The following is a 16,169-nucleotide window of genomic DNA, read 5'->3' as shown; positions in this document are numbered from 1 at the left end:
TCTCGCCATGCAGTATGGAATCCACGCTGCCAACTATCCGCTTACGCCCGATGATTTTTCTGACCAGATGCTGCCGAAACCTTTGCTTCCCCATCGCTCCAAGCTGTTTGGCCTGACCATCCATGCCGAACGGCTGGCGAAAATCCGCAACGAACGCAAGCCGGGAAGCCGTTATGCCTCGCTGGAAAACTGCCGCAGCGAACTGCGTGCCTCCGAAGCCCTGATGCGCCAGGCGCAGGTCCCGGTCCTCGACACCACGACCAAGTCGGTGGAGGAGATCGCCATTTCCATTCTCCATGCCACGGGATTGATCAAGCAAGTTAAAAGCTAGTAGAAAAAATCACTCAGGTCCTTGTTTGCTTTGCGGCCACATTATCGCGCAGGTAAACCGGCAGCGCCTGCTCCGGTGTCAGTGCCGTCCCCTTTTCATACAGATAAACGCCGAGCTGCGCCACGAAACGGGCGCGGGGGAAACTTTGCGTGCGCCATGCGGCCACACGATTCTTCAGGCGCACCGTAAGCACCGCGGCATACTGATCCCAGCCACTGCCGACGCCAACCCATCCGGCGTCATCGGGTACCGGTACCTGCATTGGCGTCAGCACTTTTTCCTCGCCGATGGATTCGGCCATTCCTTGCGCGTTACGGACGTAAGCGCCCCAGTACACCTGATGCATGCGCGCGTCGAATGCCGCCAGCACGCGTGCGGCATCGACTCCCTGTGCCAGGGCCGCGAGCGAGGATACCGGAACCACCGGCAGATCCGCGCCGAAAGCCAGTCCCTGTGCGACACCAGCGCAGATGCGCAAGCCCGTGAACGATCCCGGCCCGCGTCCGAAGGCAATGGCATCCAGTTGCGTCAACACCTGACCGCCCTCGGCCAGTATTTCCTGCACCATGGGAAGAATGCGTTCCGAATGCCGGCTGCCGGTTTCAAAACGCTCCCGCACTTCGCCATCCGTCCACAATGCAACGGAACAGGCTTCGGTGGAGGCATCCAGTGCGAGGATTTTCAATTTGGGCAATACAAAAATCGGTTACTCGTGAATTTTTGCGGCTCAGGCGTTCATCGGCTTGCCATCATTGAGGTTCAGCCACCCCTTGAGGATGCGGTAAATCAGCCACAACGATGCGGCAAACAGGATGAACCAGCCGATGACGATGAAGAACGTCAAACCACCGAGCGCGAACCATAGCAGACCGAACCAGAACGTACGTATCTGCCAGCGGAAATGCGACTCGAGCCAAGTCCCGCGCGCGTCATCACGCTTGATGTAATTGAGTATCACCGCAATAAAATAGGTGATCACGAGCAGAAAGCTCACCGCCTGCAAGGCATAGACCGCCGTGGCGATATTCTTCAGGGACTGGAGATCGGGCTGAAGGCTGTCGTTCGGCGTCATAAAGGAAGCCCTGCTGCGCTCGTCCTGTCATTTATTGGCGTGCTCATGGCGCTCCCGTACCTGGCTGGTGGTGCGGCGATTCATGCTCCGGCGGGAGGCAGGCGCGGCATCCCGGTCGGAATATCGAATAATAACGGAAGAAGATGAATATCCAAACCGGTAATAAACCGATCCACAACCATTCCCACTGGCCAGCGTGCAATTCACCGTTCCACCAGCCGACAATGACGATTATGGATTGCAAAAAACTCAAGGCAAATGCCATCCACAAGACAAACGCGAAGAGAAGTTTTCGTCCCATGTGCCTCAGCGTCTCGTCTTCATCTGGCGCAAATCACCCAGCCGCCGTTTCAGTTGCTCCGCCAAGCGGGTTTGGTCCGCCCTGATCGCCCGGGGATCGCGTTTACGCGTTGCCCAGATCGGATCGGGAAAATGCGCGTCGTCGGCGAACCGTGGAATCACATGCCAGTGGAGATGCGGCACCTGATTGCCGAGCGAAGCGAGATTAATCTTGTCGGGATGCATCGACTCGCGCAATGCCTGCTCGACGGCGAATACCACGGTCATGAAACGGACACGCTCCGCATCGGACAGATCCGTCATCTCCTTCACATGCTGTTGCCAGATTACGCGGCAGAAACCGGTGTAATCCGGATCGTCCACCAGTATCACCCGGCAGCGAGTATCGCTCCACAGCACGGTTTCCTTGTCAGGCCGGCAAAGCGGACAGTCTGTCATCGCCAGCATCCGGTTCAGGCCTTGACCGGCCTGACCTTGGAGGCCGCGAGCTTGGCGCGCGCGCGGGCTTCGTTCGTATCGGCACCGTTGGCGAGGGCCACGCCCATGCGCCGGCGCGTGAACGCCTCCGGCTTGCCAAACAGACGCAGGTCCGATTGCGGCACGCGCAGCGCCTCGTCCACGCCTTCAAACGCGATGCCCTTGGCGTCCATGCCGCCGTAAATCACCGCGCTCGCACCCGGTGCGCGCAGCGCCGTCGAGACCGGCAATCCCAGAATCGCACGCGCGTGCAATTCGAATTCGTTCTGGACCTGGCTGATCATGGTCACCATGCCGGTATCATGCGGGCGCGGGCTGACCTCGCTGAACCAGACATGGTCACCCTTGACGAACAACTCGACGCCGAATATCCCGCGTCCGCCGAGATTATCGGTAACTTTCCTGGCGATCTCGCGGGCCCGATTCAGCGCCTTCGCGCTCATCGGCTGCGGTTGCCAGGACTCGACATAATCACCCTTGATCTGCACATGCCCGATGGGGTCGCAGAAGAACGTCTCGACCTGGCCGGAATCGCCGACGGCGCGTACCGTCAATTGCGTGATTTCGTAATCGAATTTGATCGTCTCCTCGACGATCACCCGCGTCTGATTCACGCGCGCGCCGCTCATGGCGTAGTCCCAGGCCTTGGCGACGTCCTCCGGGCTGTTCACGGTGGATTGGCCCTTACCCGACGACGACATCACCGGCTTGATGATGCAGGGATACCCGATTCCGCCGTCGATCGCCTCCTTCAGCTCGCCGAGGCTGGCGGCAAAGGCATAACGCGAGGTCGGCAGTTCCAGCGTTTCGGCCGCGAGCCGCCGGATGCCCTCCCGGTTCATGGTGAGCTGCGCCGCACGCGCGATGGGGATGACCTCGGCAAGCTTGTCGCGCTCGATCTCCGCCAGCATGTCCGTGGCGATGGCCTCGATCTCGGGCACGATAATATGCGGACGCTCCTGCTCCACCAGCGCGCGCAGGGCGGCGCCGTCCGCCATGTTGATCACGTGCGCGCGATGCGCGACCTGGTGACCCGGCGCGTGGGGATAACGATCCACCGCGATGACCTCGACCCCCAGCCGCTGCAAGGCGATGATCACTTCCTTGCCCAATTCTCCCGCTCCCAACAGCATCACGCGCGTGGCGCTGGGGCTCAGTGGTGTGCCGATTTTCATTTTTTCTTCCTTTGAAAAACTAATTCACAGAATTTACGAGATTAAAGAAAAAGCTTTTTAAGTTTTTAATCTTGTTAATCCTGTCTATTTATTTCCCGGCAAAGTGGTCGTGGCCCGTAAACAGCGGATCGTAAAGCCGGCCCGATTCATCCACGATACGCAGACCGGGTTCCGCTTCGATCTCGCCGATGCAATGAAACCCGCAAGTAAATTGAAGTTTCTCCAGTGCGCCAATATTTTTGGGCGGGACGGTGAAGCACAGTTCGTAATCATCACCCATGGCAAGTGGCGCTTCCCATCCGGATTTCCCCACATGCGCCTGACAGACTGGCGACAGCGGTATTTTATCGAGAAATATCCGTGCGCCGACCCGGCTCAACTCCAGGATATGCCCGAGATCCGCCAGCAGGCCGTCGGAAATATCGATCGCACTGTGCGCCAAGCCGCGCAGCGACAACCCTTCGCGCACGCGCGGAGTGGGCCGGTCGAGACGCTCGGCCACCGCGGCGAAATCGTCCTCGGACAGTCGCTGTTTTCCCAGTCGGTGTTGCAGCGCCACGGCCGCATCGCCGAGGGTGCCGGTGACATAAATCCGGTCTCCAATCTTGGCGTCGGAGCGCCGCAATGCCGCGGCTTCCGGCACGAAACCATGCGCCTCGATCCCGATCGCCAGCGGTCCGCGCGAGGTATCGCCGCCCACGAGTTGTACGTTGTAGGCGCGCGCCAGATCAAACATCCCTTCGCAGAATCGCTCAAGCCATCGTGCGTCTGCTTCGGGCATTGTCAGATTCAACAGGAACCATGCCGGTTCCGCACCCATGGCCGCGAGATCGCTGAGATTGACGGCCAAGGCTTTGTGACCGAGGGAGCGAGGTTCGACGTCCGGTAGAAAATGCACACCCGATACCAGCAGGTCGGAGGTCACGGCGAGCAGCTGGCCGGCGGGCGGGCGCAGCAACGCCGCGTCATCGCCGATGCCGGCGGCCACGTCGGCGCGTGACACCGGCTGGCGCGCGAAGAAAGTGCGGATCAGCTCGAATTCCGTCATTTTGGATGTTTTGACCGACTCACCCTCTCCCCGAGTGAAAGAACGCGCGCGTAGCGCGCTTCGGCTCGCCCCCTTCTCTCTTTGAGGGAGAAGGGGTGGGGTTGAGGGTGTAATTACCTCACCCTAAATTATTCCCGCCGGGGTGCAAGAGAATCATTTGCACCCGTTCGGCGGCGTGAATGTCCACTGGACATTCACGATATCTCCGCCTCACCTCCCCGCTGGCGGGGAGAGGGAATATATAAACATGCCCCACCCTGAAGGCGAGACTTCCAAACCATCCTCCAGAGAACACTCAGGCCGCGGAATGGGCGGCCTTGATTTCGTTGGCGCGCAGACCGGCGGCGACCTTGTCGAGAATGGCGTTGACGTATTTGTGGCCATGTTCGGCGCCGAAGGTTTTGGCGAGTTCCACGGATTCGTTCAGGATGACCTTGTAGGGAATCTCGGGGTGAAACTCGAACTCGTAGGTGCCGATGCGCAGACACGCGAGCTCGACCGGATCCACGTCGTTCAGCTTGCGGTCGAGATGCGGGGAGATGTGATCGTCCAGCTCGTGAATGTGCCGTGGTATCTCACGCACCAGATGGTGAAAATACTCGACGTCGATACCATTCATCTCGTGGTCGAGAATGAAATGATCTTCAATGTCGCCCGGCGCCTGCTGCGTCAGATGCCACTGGTACAGGGCTTGCACGGCGGCGCGGCGCGCTTTGTGACGACTGCCCTTGTTCATGATGTCCTCTCAGATGCGCAGTTTCTTGAGCAGATTGACCATCTCGATGGCGGTCAACGCAGCATCCACGCCTTTGTTGCCGGCCTTGGTGCCGGCGCGTTCGATCGCCTGCTCGATAGTATCCACCGTCAGCACGCCAAAAGCCACCGGCAGATCGAACTGCATGCTTACCTGCGACACGCCCTTGGCGCATTCACCGGCGACGTATTCGAAATGCGGTGTCTCGCCGCGGATCACCGCGCCCAGCGCGATCAGCGCGTCGTATTTCTTGGATGCCGCCATGACCTTGAGCGCCAGCGGCATCTCGAACGCGCCAGGCACGCGCACGACTTCGATGTTGGCCGCCTCGGCGCCGTGGCGCACGAGCGTATCGATCGCGCCCTCGAGCAGCCGTTCGCCGATAAAACCGTTGAAGCGTCCGAGCGCAATGCCGAAACGCGCGCTGCGCGCGATCAAATCGCCGTCTATGTTCTTTACGTCACTCATCGGGATGCCTTTTTTTCTTTGTTGTGTCGGTGATGATCCTGTGCGGATGGCGCGTTACCGCCCTCGATGTATCCTACAATCTCAAGCCCAAAGCCGGACAACCCCGGCGCTTTCATGGCATGGCCCAGCACGCGCATCTTACCCACACCAAGGTCGGCGAGAATCTGGCTGCCGAGGCCGTAGGTACGCATTTCGGCGCGCCCCGGTTTGCCGCTGTTCGATTCTAATGCCTTGCCCTGTTCCTGAAAATGCCGGATGCGCTGTACGAGAGCGGCGGGCGTTTCTTCCTGTTGCAGGATAACCACGACACCGGCGCCTTCCTCCGTGACAAGCGCCAGCGCCTCGTGCAGCGTCCATGAACCGGCGCGATGCGCCGTGGTGACCAAATCCAGCAGGCTTTCCTGCACATGTACCCGCACGAGCACCGGCCGGTCACGGTGGATATCGCCACGGACGAGCGCCAGATGCACGGCATCGCCGATGTCGTCATGAAAGGCCACGACGCGAAAGTCGCCGAATTCCGTCGGCATCAGGCATTCACCGACACGCTGGATCGTGGATTCATGCTCCGTGCGATAGCGAATGAGATCGGCGATGGTGCCTATCTTGAGACCATGCCGCCCGGCGAACTCTTCCAGTTCGGGTAGACGCGCCATGGTGCCATCTTCATTCATGATCTCGCAAATGACGCTCGCGGATTCCAGCCCCGCCAGACGCGCGAGGTCCACGCCGGCCTCGGTGTGTCCGGCGCGCGCCAGCACGCCGCCGCGCTGCGCCATCAGCGGGAAGATATGCCCCGGCTGTACGATATCGCTCGGCTTGGCGTCGCTTTTGGCCGCGGCCTGGATAGTGCACGCGCGGTCGGCGGCGGAAATGCCGGTGGTGACGCCCTCCGCCGCTTCGATGGAAACGGTGAAATTGGTCACGCGCCGGTGATGCGTGTCGCTGACCATGAGCGGCAATTGCAACTGGCGGCAACGCTCCTGGGTCAGGGTGAGGCAAATCAGGCCGCGGCCATAACGCGCCATGAAATTGACGTCTTCCGGACGCGCATGCACGGCGGCCATCACCAGGTCGCCTTCGTTTTCGCGGTCTTCATCGTCCATCAGAACGACCATGCGACCGCGTTTTATCTCGTCAATAATCTCGGTTACCGGGCTAATCGGCATAAATCCATTAAAAATTCCGGGATTGGGCGTGTATTATCACCTATTTTCGCACCGGATGCGCTGATCTCAGCCAGATCAAGCTCTTAAACCCGGGGTCGCCGCCTGTCGGGGCTTCTTGGTCTTCCGTCCTGCCTCGTCATGCGTTTCTCCAAACACACACCATACTTTAAAGAGTAAGCGGGTACTGCCAGGGAGGGCGGCATCCGCAGGATTTCCCCTGATCCAGATATAAAAACCCATGACCGCCAAAGCTGACAAGCTGCAAAGCACCGTCATTATATCCGGTCGATTCACCGAACGGCGGGCACAGGTCGCGGCGGCACGCCCGGGCGATGAGCCGGCGACGGAGGTGCTCGAGCCCGGCAGCATGGTCGGACGTTATCTGACGCTGAGCCGCGTGGGCGTCGGCGGCATGGGGGTGGTGTACCGCGCCCATGATACCGAACTGAACCGGACCGTGGCGCTAAAGGTGCTGCCGCCGCAGCTTTGCAAACACTCCGAATATCTCAAGCGGTTTCACACCGAGGCGCAGGCACAGGCGCGGCTGAACAGCCCCCACATCATCACGTTGTACGAAATGATGGAACATCCCGCCGGAGAGATCCTGGTGCTCGAATACGTGGAAGGCGAGACGCTCGAAAGCCGCCTGCGCCATTATGGCCCGCTGTCCATTTCCGAGGCGATACGCATCTTCGATCAGGCGCTGCGCGGCGTGGAACACATCCACCAGATGGGCGTGGTGCATCGCGATCTCAAGCCAAGCAACATCTTCATCACCCACGACGGCGCGATCAAGTTGATGGACTTCGGAGTCGCGCGGCTCATGGACAACCATGACCCGTCGCAGAACGGCATCATGGTCGGGACACTCCTCTATATATCCCCCGAGCAGATCAACGGCCGGGAAACCGACTGCCGTTCCGATATCTATACGCTCGGCATCAGCCTGTTCGAAGCCGTCACCGGACGACTGCCTTTCGAGCGTCGCAGCGATTACGCGCTCATGCACGCGCACGTGCAGGAAAATCCACCGAGCCCGAAGGAATTCCAGCGCCGACTGCCGCGCGAGCTTGAATCGGTCATCCTCAAGGCAATGGAAAAAGACCCGAATCGGCGATTCCAGACTGCCGCCGAATTCCGTACCACCCTCCTCGGACTCGGTCTCGTGGAGCGCCGCCAAGCTCCTCTCGGCAGCAGTGGCATCGAAAATCGCCGCCCCTGGAAGCGCCGGCAAGAATCCGCGGGGCAACGTGTCTGGGGCGGTGTATGGCCTGATCTTGCCCTGGCTGCCATGGCATTGCTGCTGGTGTTGGCGCTCGATATCTATCCGTTACACAAATCGCCGGAGGATAATATCCTTGCCGCCAATGCCGCCGATCAAAGAGCCGCGCAGCGGAAATCGGCTATAACCGCCCACACACAGTCGGTTCCCATGGCGCCCAAAACCACCGGGTCAAAGCAGTTCGCAGCCAAAAACCCCCGCAACAGATATGAAACATTGCGTCAGGCCTGGGGCAGCTGAATCATCACGGAGCATCACCGTTGTTTGACATGACACGCGCCCAGCGCCGCATCCACCCACGCCGGTTTGTGCCGGTAATTCTCGTCGGATTAAGCCTGATCGCGTCCGGCTGCGCGACATTTCGCGGTGAAACCTGTGAGCAATTCGAAGCGAACCGGAAAGACACCGACTACAGTACGCAATATCAATTTTCCGAGCCGGATTCGGAAACGGCCGCCAAGAATTTTAAGCCGTTGCCCCGTGGCGCGAATGCCATGGTCCGCCTGTACCGGATACATCTCGATCCGCCCAAGGTAAAGCCCTGCCGTCATCTCACGATCCACAAGGAAATATATCTGCAGCAAAGCGCCCGCCTGAACCGGACGCTGGAAGAAGTCCGCGAAATCTACACCTCCGACGGCACGCTGATCGCGACCAAGAAAGAATCCGTCGGCGACCGGCTCCGCACCAGCGGCTACTACACGGGAGAGACATTGCTGCCGATTCCCGAAAACACACCGTTGGGGAAATACCGCATCGTCAGCAAGCTCGTGTTGAAAACGAAAAAGAAATCGCAGGCCATTGTGCTCACCAAAACCAGCGCGAGTTTCCAGGTTCTGTCGCGGCGATAAACCGGCTATTTAATGAACCCGTGCTGGACAAGAAGCTCGCGGGTGATCTCTGATCCTCTCTGTGCCGCGCGCTCGCCGAGCATGAGTCGCTCCAGATAGCGCGCCACAAGATCCACTTCGATATTGACCTCTGAACCCGCTTTGATAAGGCCCAGCGTGGTTTCCGTCAGTGTGTGCGGAACGATATTGACCTCAAATTCCGCGCCGTGAATGACATTGACGGTCAGGCTCACGCCATCCACGCAAACAGAACCTTTATCCGCGATATATTTTGCCAGTGCCTCCGGCGCCTTGATCCGGAACTGTACCGACCGGGCCACCTCACGGCGATTGACCACAACGCCCACCCCGTCCACGTGGCCACTCACCAGATGCCCACCCAGCGGGGTCGACAGCGTCAGGGCCTTTTCAAGATTCACGGCATCGCCGTTATGCAGGCGACCCAGCGTCGTGCGTGACAGGGTTTCGCCGGAGGTATCCGCCGCAAAACCCGCGGCGGAATGTTCGACCACCGTCAGGCAGACGCCACTGACGGCAATACTGTCACCGGTGTTTACATCCGACATATCGAGTTTCCCGTAGGCGATGCGCATACGTGCATCGTCGCCTCTGGCTTCGAACGCGGCGATTTTTCCGACCGATTGAATGATTCCCGTGAACATGACTTGACCACTACTTTTCGCTTACCTTCGCAATCACCCGCCAGTCTTTCCCGATAGCTCGCACATCCCTGATTTCAAGATTAACCCGATCCATCATGCGTGCCAACGGCGGTAGCGCAAACATCCCGCGCTCGTTATTCCCCATGATTTTCGGTGCGTAATAGAGCACCAACTCATCCACCAGGTTCGCCCGCAACAGCGCGCCGCTCAGGATGGCACCCGCCTCGACCAGCACCTCGTTCATCTCCAGCCAAGCCAGATGCTTCATCAGCGTCTCCAGGTCCACGGTCTTCTCCCGCGTGGGCATGTCGGCAACCTCGGCACCGGCTTTTTTCAATTTCTCCGTCAACGCCATGTCCTGACTCGCCGTGACCACCAACGTCTTGCCCGCGCCGCGCAGCATGCGCGCCGTGGTCGGCATCCGCAAACGGCTGTCCACCACCACGCGCAGCGGTTGACGACCGATGTTCATCGCGCGCACATCAAGCAAAGGATCGTCCGCAAGCACCGTACTTACCCCGGTGAGGATCGCCGAACTGCGCGCACGCCATTTTTGCACGTCCGCGCGCGCGGCTTCGCCTGTAATCCACTTGCTCTCGCCGTTGGCCATGGCGGTGCGTCCATCGGCGCTGGCCGCGAGTTTTACGCGTATATAAGGCCGGCCGCGCTTCATGCGGCTCACGAATCCCGGATTGAGCGCCTCGGCCTCCTTCTCCATCAGCCCGACATCCACCCGGATGCCATGGCTTTCCAGCTCCTTGGCCCCCTTGCCCGCGACATGCGGATTCGGATCGCGCATCGCCGCCACGACCCGCGTCACGCCCGCCTTGATAAGCGCCTGGGTGCAGGGCGGCGTGCGACCCTGATGACAGCAGGGCTCGAGCGTCACGTACACGCCGGCGCTGTGTGCGTGAATTTTTCCCGCCTGATTCAGCGCATTGACCTCGGCATGCGGCTCACCGGCGCGCTCATGCCAGCCTTCGCCGATGATTTTCCCGTCCTTCACGATCACGCAACCGACGCGCGGGTTGGGATCGGTGGTATTCATCCCGCGACGAGCGAGCTGCAGGGCGCGCGCCATGAAGCGCGCATCGGCGGCAGAGGTTGTCATGATTTTTTTCCTGCCGTCTGCGACTTTCTGTCCTGGGCCGGACCTGGCTTGGGTGGCGTCTCCGGTTCGGGGATCAGTGAAAGCTGCTTGCGCCGGGTCTCGGCGCTCGGTTCATTCTGCAAACGTTGCACTTCCTCGCGGAAGGCGTTGAGGTCCTGGAAACTGCGGTAGACCGAGGCAAAGCGCACATAGGCCACCGGATCGAGATCCTTCAACTCCTCCATGATCCATTCGCCGATTCTCCGCGAGGGTACCTCGCCTTCGCCGCTGGCCATGAGTTTGTGACGGATGCGTCCGATGATTTTCTCGATCGCGTCGGTATCCACCGGGCGCTTTTCCAGCGCGCGTGATAAACCATTTTGCAGTTTTTTTTCGTTGAACGGCTCACGCCGACCGTCAGACTTGATGATCTGGGGCAGACGCAACTCGGCGCGCTCGAAGGTCGTGAATCGTTCGCCACAGACCTCGCACTCGCGCCGGCGGCGCACGGAATCGCCTTCGTCGGAAAGCCGCGAGTCGACGACACGGGTTTCATCGGCGGAACAGAACGGGCAGCGCATAGCGGAATAGTAGCAAGCAGCGGCTGAAAGGCGAACCGCCCACCCGGCTAAAGGCTAGCGCTGGCCTCATACACCGGAAACCGCCGGCAGATATCCTGCGCTTTGGCACGAACGGCGGCACGTACGGCCGTGTCACCCATATGATCGAGGATATCGGCGATCCAGCCGGCCAGCTCGCGGGCCTCCTTCTCGCCGAAGCCACGCGTGGTGATGGCCGGCGTGCCGATGCGGATGCCGCTGGTGATAAACGGCGACTGCGGATCGTTGGGCACGGCGTTCTTGTTCACCGTGATATTGGCATCACCCAGCGCCGCTTCGGCGTCCTTGCCGGTAATGCCCTTCTCGATGAAGCTGACCAGAAACAGGTGATTGTCCGTGCCGCCGGAAACCACCTTGTAACCACGGTCCATCATCACCTTGGCCATGGCGCGCGAATTTTTCAAAACCTGCTGCTGATAAGTTTTGAACGCCGGCTCCAGCGCCTCTTTGAACGCCACTGCCTTGGCGGCGATCACGTGCATCAATGGACCGCCCTGCGTGCCGGGGAAGATTGTCGAATTGAGCTTCTTCTCGATCTCGGGGTTGGCCTTCGCGAGAATAATACCGCCGCGCGGTCCACGCAGCGTCTTGTGCGTAGTAGTCGTCGTGACATCGGCGATTGACACCGGATTCGGATAAATACCCGCGGCGACCAGGCCGGCGACATGCGCCATATCGACAAACAAGTATGCACCGACGCTGTCCGCAATGCGGCGGAAACGCGCCCAGTCGACAACACGCGAATAGGCGGAGAAACCCGCCACGATCATTTTCGGTTTGTGCTCGTTCGCCAACCGCTCGACCTGTTCGTAATCGATCTCTCCAGTCTTGTCGCTCACGCCGTACTGCACGGCATGGTAAATCTTGCCGGAGAAATTCACCTTGGCGCCGTGCGTGAGATGCCCGCCGTGCGCCAGGCTCATGCCCAGGATGGTATCGCCCGGATTGAGCAGGGCCATGTACACCGCAGCGTTCGCCTGCGAACCGGAATGCGCCTGCACGTTGGCATAGGCGGCGCCGAACAATTGTTTCGCGCGCTCGATGGCCAGACGTTCGGCGACGTCGACATACTCACATCCGCCGTAGTAGCGCTTGCCCGGATAACCCTCGGCGTACTTGTTGGTGAGCTGCGAACCCTGGGCTTGCAGCACCCGGGGGCTGGCATAGTTCTCGGAGGCGATCAGCTCGATGTGATCTTCCTGGCGGCGGGACTCGTTCTGGATCGAGGTCCACAGCTCGTCATCGAAACCCTTGATGGTCATGTCTTTCGTAAACATTAAAACCCTTGCTCCTGTCCGTTGCGTACCGCCCTTCCTGTCCGATAACGGGAGATAAGCGGCCTGAAAAGCCGCCTAGGATATACGATTATGACCGGCGATGCATGGGTGGACGCGGAACACGCCGCGCAGGGAGCATGAAGCCCTCGGGAAACGTCACTGAGTCAGGCAGGTCTATTGCGGCCGCAATCGAATTACCACGCCGGCATCAAACGGAACCTGGGTGTGCGCGTTCGGGAATGAGGCGTAGTTCGTCCAGATATCGCCGCTGTCGGTAAAGCTCACGGTGCGTGTGTACGCGCCGCGGCGCGGCAGGCGGTAGATCGTAATCGCCTTGGTCTTCGGGTTCAGCCGGTAAAGACTGTCGGAACCCGAACCGGTGATCCAGAAATCGCCGGTGTAGCGATTGCGGCGAATGCCGTAGGGAAAGTCGCCGGCGATCGGCAGTGTAAGCCGGTCCACGATCTTGTCCGCGCGCGTGTCGTACACCGTGATTTTCCCGGTCGCGAGTTCCGGTATCCACAGCACGTCGTCCTTGTCGATGGCCAGCCGCTTGGGCCCGGCCCATTTCTCCGGCATGTCTTTCACCGTCACCTCGCCGGTGCGCGGGTCGAGCATGCCGAAGCGGTTACCGTGGGTCTCGGTGAACCACAGGCGTCCCTGACTGTCGGCCACGGCGGCGTATAGGTGCACGCCCTTTTCAGTCAAGCGCGGATGCGGCGCGGTCCGATACTTTTTGATCTCGCCCGTCTTCGGGTCCAGCCGGCTCAGCATGACGCGCGAGAAATGCGTCATCCAGATGCCGCCATCTTTGTCTTCGTAAACATACCGATCGGCATCCATCACGAAATACTGGACATTGCCGCCCTTCTCGAACCCTGAGTAAACCTTGAATTCCTTCTTGGCCGGATCGAAGCGGATCACCTGTTCGGCCTTGGTGAAAGTGATCCAGATCATGCCGTCGCGCGTGGTATCGATCTGGTGCGCGCCGCCCGGCTTGCCCGGCGCGACGTTGACGGGAAGGTCGAAGCTATCCACCGCGCCGGTGTCGATATCCACTCCGTAGAGTTTGTTGCCGAAGTAATCCGCGATCCATGCCCGTCCCGCGCTCACCGCCATGTCGTGATAGAAACCGGTCTTGACGCCAACCGGGTATTCGCGGATATCGGCCTTCGCGGTCGCGATATAACGTCCATGCTTGGGCAATTTGGCGTTCGCCGCCAGCCATTGCGCGAGTTCCTCGGCGTCGAGTCGGATGAGAGAAAGATCCAGGTCGTCATCGATCTTTTTCATGCGGCCGATGACCTCGCGCCACTCTTCGAGCGTCTTGCGATACGCCACCGGCGGCCCGATCTGATGGCAGGGGGTGCATCCCAGCACGACCTGACGGCGAATTTCACCTTCCGGCAACACCGCGATCCAGTCGGCCGAGCGCACCGGCTCGGCCTGCGATCGTTCATCCTCGGGATAAACGAATGGTTTCGAACAACCGGGAATCAAAAGAATAAATGGAAGGAAAAGCCCCAACAACGCCCGCGCGAATCCATGAATCATCGTCAGCTCCTTTCCGGTGGCAGGATCAGCCCGCGCTGGGCTCGCGGGCGAGGACATTATTTCATGGCGTTCACGGCAAATCCACGCACGCCGGATACATGTAGATCAGACGTAGAGTTTACCGGCCTGGGTCAGAAATTCCGCGTAGTTGAGATAATGACTGCCGTCACAGGAAAAATTCAGCCCCACCAGACCGTTCACCACGTTGAGCGAGGCCGAGCGCAGGTAGATATGATTATCCTGCATGCGCAGTCGCTTGAATTCGGCCAAGACTTTTGGGATTTCCAGTGTGGGAACAATCGCTTCTTGCGTATAGGGCAAGCGTTGATAGGCCAGGCAGATGCCCGGATCGAGAAACTCTTCCTTGACGTGCACGCGGTAGCGTAGCGGGTCGTTGAGCAGCCACAGGGTCACCTGTCCGGTGGAGAAGTGCATCTTGGCGTGAAACACGCCGTGCCCCAGGATCAGCACCTCGACGCGCGCGAGCACTTCGTCGAGACGCTTGTCGAATTCATTCGGCACGCGCGCCTGCTCGAACACGAACTGGCGCACGGAGGGATCGCCACGGATTTGCAGCCACCGTGAGCGCATGGCGCTACTCCTCCTGCTTGAGTTTCCTGACTCTGCCTATACCGTGCACTAACATCATCGATAACCAATACCATCCGACTTTGAGCGCGCCCAGATTCTGTATCATGGTTTGCGTGAACATGGCTTTCCCTCAACGTCCGACGGCACGGCCTCGTCCCTATCGTTGTGCTGCATCGCTCTGACTCCCGGTATGCATGGTGCGTTTGTGTACTCCCTGGCAGTCATAGCAACCCGTGTGCCAACCATGCGCGATGAAAAACCAATGCGGTTTCAAGTAATTAAGGACGGCGTCGCGGTACACGCACGAACGCGCTGCACCAGCAGCGGGAATCGCGCCGCGCGCTGAACTAAATTGGTGCAAAACACATCGACAGCGGCGTTAACGTCGGCGCGAAATGGCTGTCAGGTGCCGGGAGGATTGCGTTATGGCGGAATGCTGAAAGAAGGAAAGGATTTCCCGCCGTGGGTGGGCTGCGGCCCTCACCCCTTGCTCGCGTCGGGGCGTACAAGAATCATGCACGCCCGTTCAGCGGGGTAAAGGTCCATTGGACCTTTCCCTGTATCCGCCTCACCTCCCGCAAGCGGGAGAGGGAGAGTCGGTGGAAAATCTTTTTTGAGCGCGCTAGGGACGGCCGTCTTCGAGCGTTTCTTTCTTCACGGGCATCAGGTCCTCGCGCGCGACGCCGAGCCACATGACGATGGGACTCGCCACCAGCGCCGAGGAATAGATGCCGAACAGGATGCCGATGGTGAGTGCGAGGGCGAAGTAATGCAGCGTCTCGCCGCCGAAAAACAGCATGGACAGCACCGCAAGCTGGGTGGAGCCGTGGGTGATGATGGTGCGTGAAATCGTGCGCGTGATGGCGTTGTCGATGATCTGCGGTACCGTATGCTTGCGCAGCTTACGGAAATTTTCCCGCACGCGGTCGAACACCACCACCGACTCGTTCACCGAATAGCCGAAGATGGCGAGCACCGCGGCCAGCACCGTGAGCGAGAATTCCCACTGGAAGAAGGCGAAGAAGCCGAGGATGATGACGACGTCATGGAGGTTCGCAATAATCGTCGCCACGCCGAATTTCCACTCGAAGCGAAACCAGAGGTAGAGCACGATGCCGATGGAGACGAACAGCAGCGCCAGCGCGCCGTTCTCCACCAGCTCCCGGCCGACCTGGGGGCCGACGAACTCGGTGCGGCGTAGTTCGACAGCAGGGTCCGCTTGGCGCAGGGACTCCATGACCGCATCGGACAGCTTGGCGCTGGACGTCTCTTTCCTGAGCGGCAGGCGGATCAGAACGTCGCGGGAAGTGCCGAAATTCTGCACGGAGACGTCATGATAGCCGAGCTTGGCGAGCGAATCGCGAATCTGCGGAACATCCGCCGCCTGACGGTAATTGACCTCCATCACCGTGCCGCCGGTGAAATCGACGCCGAAATTCAGGCCCTTC

The 16,169-nt window shown here is 59.9% G+C and carries 18 protein-coding genes; 3 read left to right on the top strand and 15 right to left on the bottom strand.

Annotated elements, in window-relative coordinates; genetic code table 11:
- The coding region (locus tag ACC569_RS10830; RefSeq protein WP_372523543.1) for a kinase/pyrophosphorylase at positions 1 to 331 on the top strand (331 nt) is incomplete at its 5' end.
- Positions 332 to 344: 13 nt separating this feature from the next.
- On the opposite strand, the gene tsaB is transcribed toward ACC569_RS10830, so the two are convergent.
- The 8 genes from tsaB to ribBA form a co-directional block, all read right to left on the bottom strand.
- Entirely contained in the window at positions 345 to 1,025 is a 681-nt protein-coding gene (gene tsaB / locus ACC569_RS10825; protein WP_372523542.1) for a tRNA (adenosine(37)-N6)-threonylcarbamoyltransferase complex dimerization subunit type 1 TsaB, read from the bottom strand.
- Between the two features lie 33 nt (positions 1,026 to 1,058).
- Positions 1,059 to 1,403: a DUF4870 family protein gene (locus tag ACC569_RS10820; protein ID WP_372523541.1), complete on the bottom strand. Its 345-nt coding sequence runs from the start codon at positions 1,401 to 1,403 to the stop codon at positions 1,059 to 1,061.
- Positions 1,404 to 1,709: 306 nt separating this feature from the next.
- Positions 1,710 to 2,141 carry an HIT family protein gene (locus tag ACC569_RS10815; protein WP_372523540.1) on the bottom strand — a complete coding sequence of 144 codons (432 nt, stop codon included), beginning with the start codon at positions 2,139 to 2,141 and terminating at the stop codon, positions 1,710 to 1,712.
- Positions 2,142 to 2,155: 14 nt separating this feature from the next.
- Entirely contained in the window at positions 2,156 to 3,355 is a 1,200-nt protein-coding gene (gene purT / locus ACC569_RS10810; RefSeq protein ID WP_372523539.1) for a formate-dependent phosphoribosylglycinamide formyltransferase, read from the bottom strand.
- An 88-nt stretch (positions 3,356 to 3,443) separates the two neighbouring features.
- Positions 3,444 to 4,403: a thiamine-phosphate kinase gene (thiL, locus tag ACC569_RS10805; RefSeq protein WP_372523538.1), complete on the bottom strand. Its 960-nt coding sequence runs from the start codon at positions 4,401 to 4,403 to the stop codon at positions 3,444 to 3,446.
- Between the two features lie 295 nt (positions 4,404 to 4,698).
- Positions 4,699 to 5,139, bottom strand: coding sequence for a transcription antitermination factor NusB (nusB, locus tag ACC569_RS10800; RefSeq protein WP_372523537.1), 441 nt, complete (start codon positions 5,137 to 5,139; stop codon positions 4,699 to 4,701).
- A gap of 9 nt (positions 5,140 to 5,148) precedes the next feature.
- On the bottom strand, positions 5,149 to 5,625 hold the full coding sequence (gene ribE, locus ACC569_RS10795; RefSeq protein ID WP_372523536.1) for a 6,7-dimethyl-8-ribityllumazine synthase: 477 nt from the start codon (positions 5,623 to 5,625) through the stop codon (positions 5,149 to 5,151).
- Positions 5,622 to 6,794 carry a bifunctional 3,4-dihydroxy-2-butanone-4-phosphate synthase/GTP cyclohydrolase II gene (gene ribBA / locus ACC569_RS10790; protein WP_372523535.1) on the bottom strand — a complete coding sequence of 391 codons (1,173 nt, stop codon included), beginning with the start codon at positions 6,792 to 6,794 and terminating at the stop codon, positions 5,622 to 5,624. Before ribBA ends, ribE begins: the two co-directional genes overlap by 4 nt.
- Positions 6,795 to 7,032: 238 nt before the next feature.
- Between ribBA and ACC569_RS10785 the strand changes: the two genes are divergently transcribed.
- A complete protein-coding gene (locus tag ACC569_RS10785; RefSeq protein WP_372523534.1) occupies positions 7,033 to 8,316 on the top strand; it encodes a serine/threonine-protein kinase in 1,284 nt (427 codons plus the stop codon).
- 20 nt (positions 8,317 to 8,336) lie between these two features.
- Entirely contained in the window at positions 8,337 to 8,927 is a 591-nt protein-coding gene (locus tag ACC569_RS10780; protein ID WP_372523533.1) for a hypothetical protein, read from the top strand.
- 5 nt (positions 8,928 to 8,932) lie between these two features.
- On the opposite strand, the gene ACC569_RS10775 is transcribed toward ACC569_RS10780, so the two are convergent.
- From ACC569_RS10775 to secF, 7 genes are all read right to left on the bottom strand, one after another.
- A complete protein-coding gene (locus tag ACC569_RS10775) occupies positions 8,933 to 9,589 on the bottom strand; it encodes a riboflavin synthase (protein ID WP_372523532.1) in 657 nt (218 codons plus the stop codon).
- 10 nt (positions 9,590 to 9,599) lie between these two features.
- Positions 9,600 to 10,700, bottom strand: coding sequence for a bifunctional diaminohydroxyphosphoribosylaminopyrimidine deaminase/5-amino-6-(5-phosphoribosylamino)uracil reductase RibD (gene ribD, locus ACC569_RS10770; RefSeq protein WP_372523531.1), 1,101 nt, complete (start codon positions 10,698 to 10,700; stop codon positions 9,600 to 9,602).
- Positions 10,697 to 11,260, bottom strand: a complete 564-nt coding sequence (gene nrdR, locus ACC569_RS10765; RefSeq protein ID WP_372523530.1) for a transcriptional regulator NrdR — start codon at positions 11,258 to 11,260, stop codon at positions 10,697 to 10,699. The genes ribD and nrdR overlap by 4 nt, the downstream gene beginning before the upstream one ends.
- 47 nt (positions 11,261 to 11,307) lie before the next feature.
- Entirely contained in the window at positions 11,308 to 12,576 is a 1,269-nt protein-coding gene (gene glyA, locus ACC569_RS10760; RefSeq protein ID WP_372523529.1) for a serine hydroxymethyltransferase, read from the bottom strand.
- Between the two features lie 174 nt (positions 12,577 to 12,750).
- Positions 12,751 to 14,130, bottom strand: a complete 1,380-nt coding sequence (locus ACC569_RS10755; protein ID WP_372523528.1) for a hypothetical protein — start codon at positions 14,128 to 14,130, stop codon at positions 12,751 to 12,753.
- A 105-nt stretch (positions 14,131 to 14,235) separates the two neighbouring features.
- Positions 14,236 to 14,721: a hypothetical protein gene (locus tag ACC569_RS10750; RefSeq protein WP_372523527.1), complete on the bottom strand. Its 486-nt coding sequence runs from the start codon at positions 14,719 to 14,721 to the stop codon at positions 14,236 to 14,238.
- A gap of 622 nt (positions 14,722 to 15,343) precedes the next feature.
- Positions 15,344 to 16,169, bottom strand: an 826-nt coding sequence (secF, locus tag ACC569_RS10745) for a protein translocase subunit SecF (protein ID WP_372523526.1), incomplete at its 5' end; no start/stop codon positions are given.

The sequence above is a fragment of the Sulfuricaulis sp. genome (genome assembly GCF_041499725.1).
Lineage (GTDB): Bacteria > Pseudomonadota > Gammaproteobacteria > Acidiferrobacterales > Sulfurifustaceae > Sulfuricaulis.
The sequence above is the reverse complement of the archived record's forward strand: the minus strand, read 5'-3'. Positions and strand labels throughout refer to the sequence as shown.

What these genes read in the sequence shown, in the direction of transcription:
- ACC569_RS10750 (WP_372523527.1), bottom strand. Translation starts at nt 14,721, where the DNA reads ATGCGCTCACGGTGGCTGCAAATCCGTGGCGATCCCTCCGTGCGCCAG.
- ribBA (WP_372523535.1), bottom strand. Translation starts at nt 6,794, where the DNA reads ATGCCGATTAGCCCGGTAACCGAGATTATTGACGAGATAAAACGCGGT.
- nrdR (WP_372523530.1), bottom strand. Translation starts at nt 11,260, where the DNA reads ATGCGCTGCCCGTTCTGTTCCGCCGATGAAACCCGTGTCGTCGACTCG.
- nusB (WP_372523537.1), bottom strand. Translation starts at nt 5,139, where the DNA reads ATGAACAAGGGCAGTCGTCACAAAGCGCGCCGCGCCGCCGTGCAAGCC.
- glyA (WP_372523529.1), bottom strand. Translation starts at nt 12,576, where the DNA reads ATGTTTACGAAAGACATGACCATCAAGGGTTTCGATGACGAGCTGTGG.
- ribE (WP_372523536.1), bottom strand. Translation starts at nt 5,625, where the DNA reads ATGAGTGACGTAAAGAACATAGACGGCGATTTGATCGCGCGCAGCGCG.
- ACC569_RS10755 (WP_372523528.1), bottom strand. Translation starts at nt 14,130, where the DNA reads ATGATTCATGGATTCGCGCGGGCGTTGTTGGGGCTTTTCCTTCCATTT.
- ACC569_RS10815 (WP_372523540.1), bottom strand. Translation starts at nt 2,141, where the DNA reads ATGACAGACTGTCCGCTTTGCCGGCCTGACAAGGAAACCGTGCTGTGG.
- ribD (WP_372523531.1), bottom strand. Translation starts at nt 10,700, where the DNA reads ATGACAACCTCTGCCGCCGATGCGCGCTTCATGGCGCGCGCCCTGCAG.
- ACC569_RS10820 (WP_372523541.1), bottom strand. Translation starts at nt 1,403, where the DNA reads ATGACGCCGAACGACAGCCTTCAGCCCGATCTCCAGTCCCTGAAGAAT.
- purT (WP_372523539.1), bottom strand. Translation starts at nt 3,355, where the DNA reads ATGAAAATCGGCACACCACTGAGCCCCAGCGCCACGCGCGTGATGCTG.
- ACC569_RS10785 (WP_372523534.1), top strand. Translation starts at nt 7,033, where the DNA reads ATGACCGCCAAAGCTGACAAGCTGCAAAGCACCGTCATTATATCCGGT.
- thiL (WP_372523538.1), bottom strand. Translation starts at nt 4,403, where the DNA reads ATGACGGAATTCGAGCTGATCCGCACTTTCTTCGCGCGCCAGCCGGTG.
- ACC569_RS10775 (WP_372523532.1), bottom strand. Translation starts at nt 9,589, where the DNA reads ATGTTCACGGGAATCATTCAATCGGTCGGAAAAATCGCCGCGTTCGAA.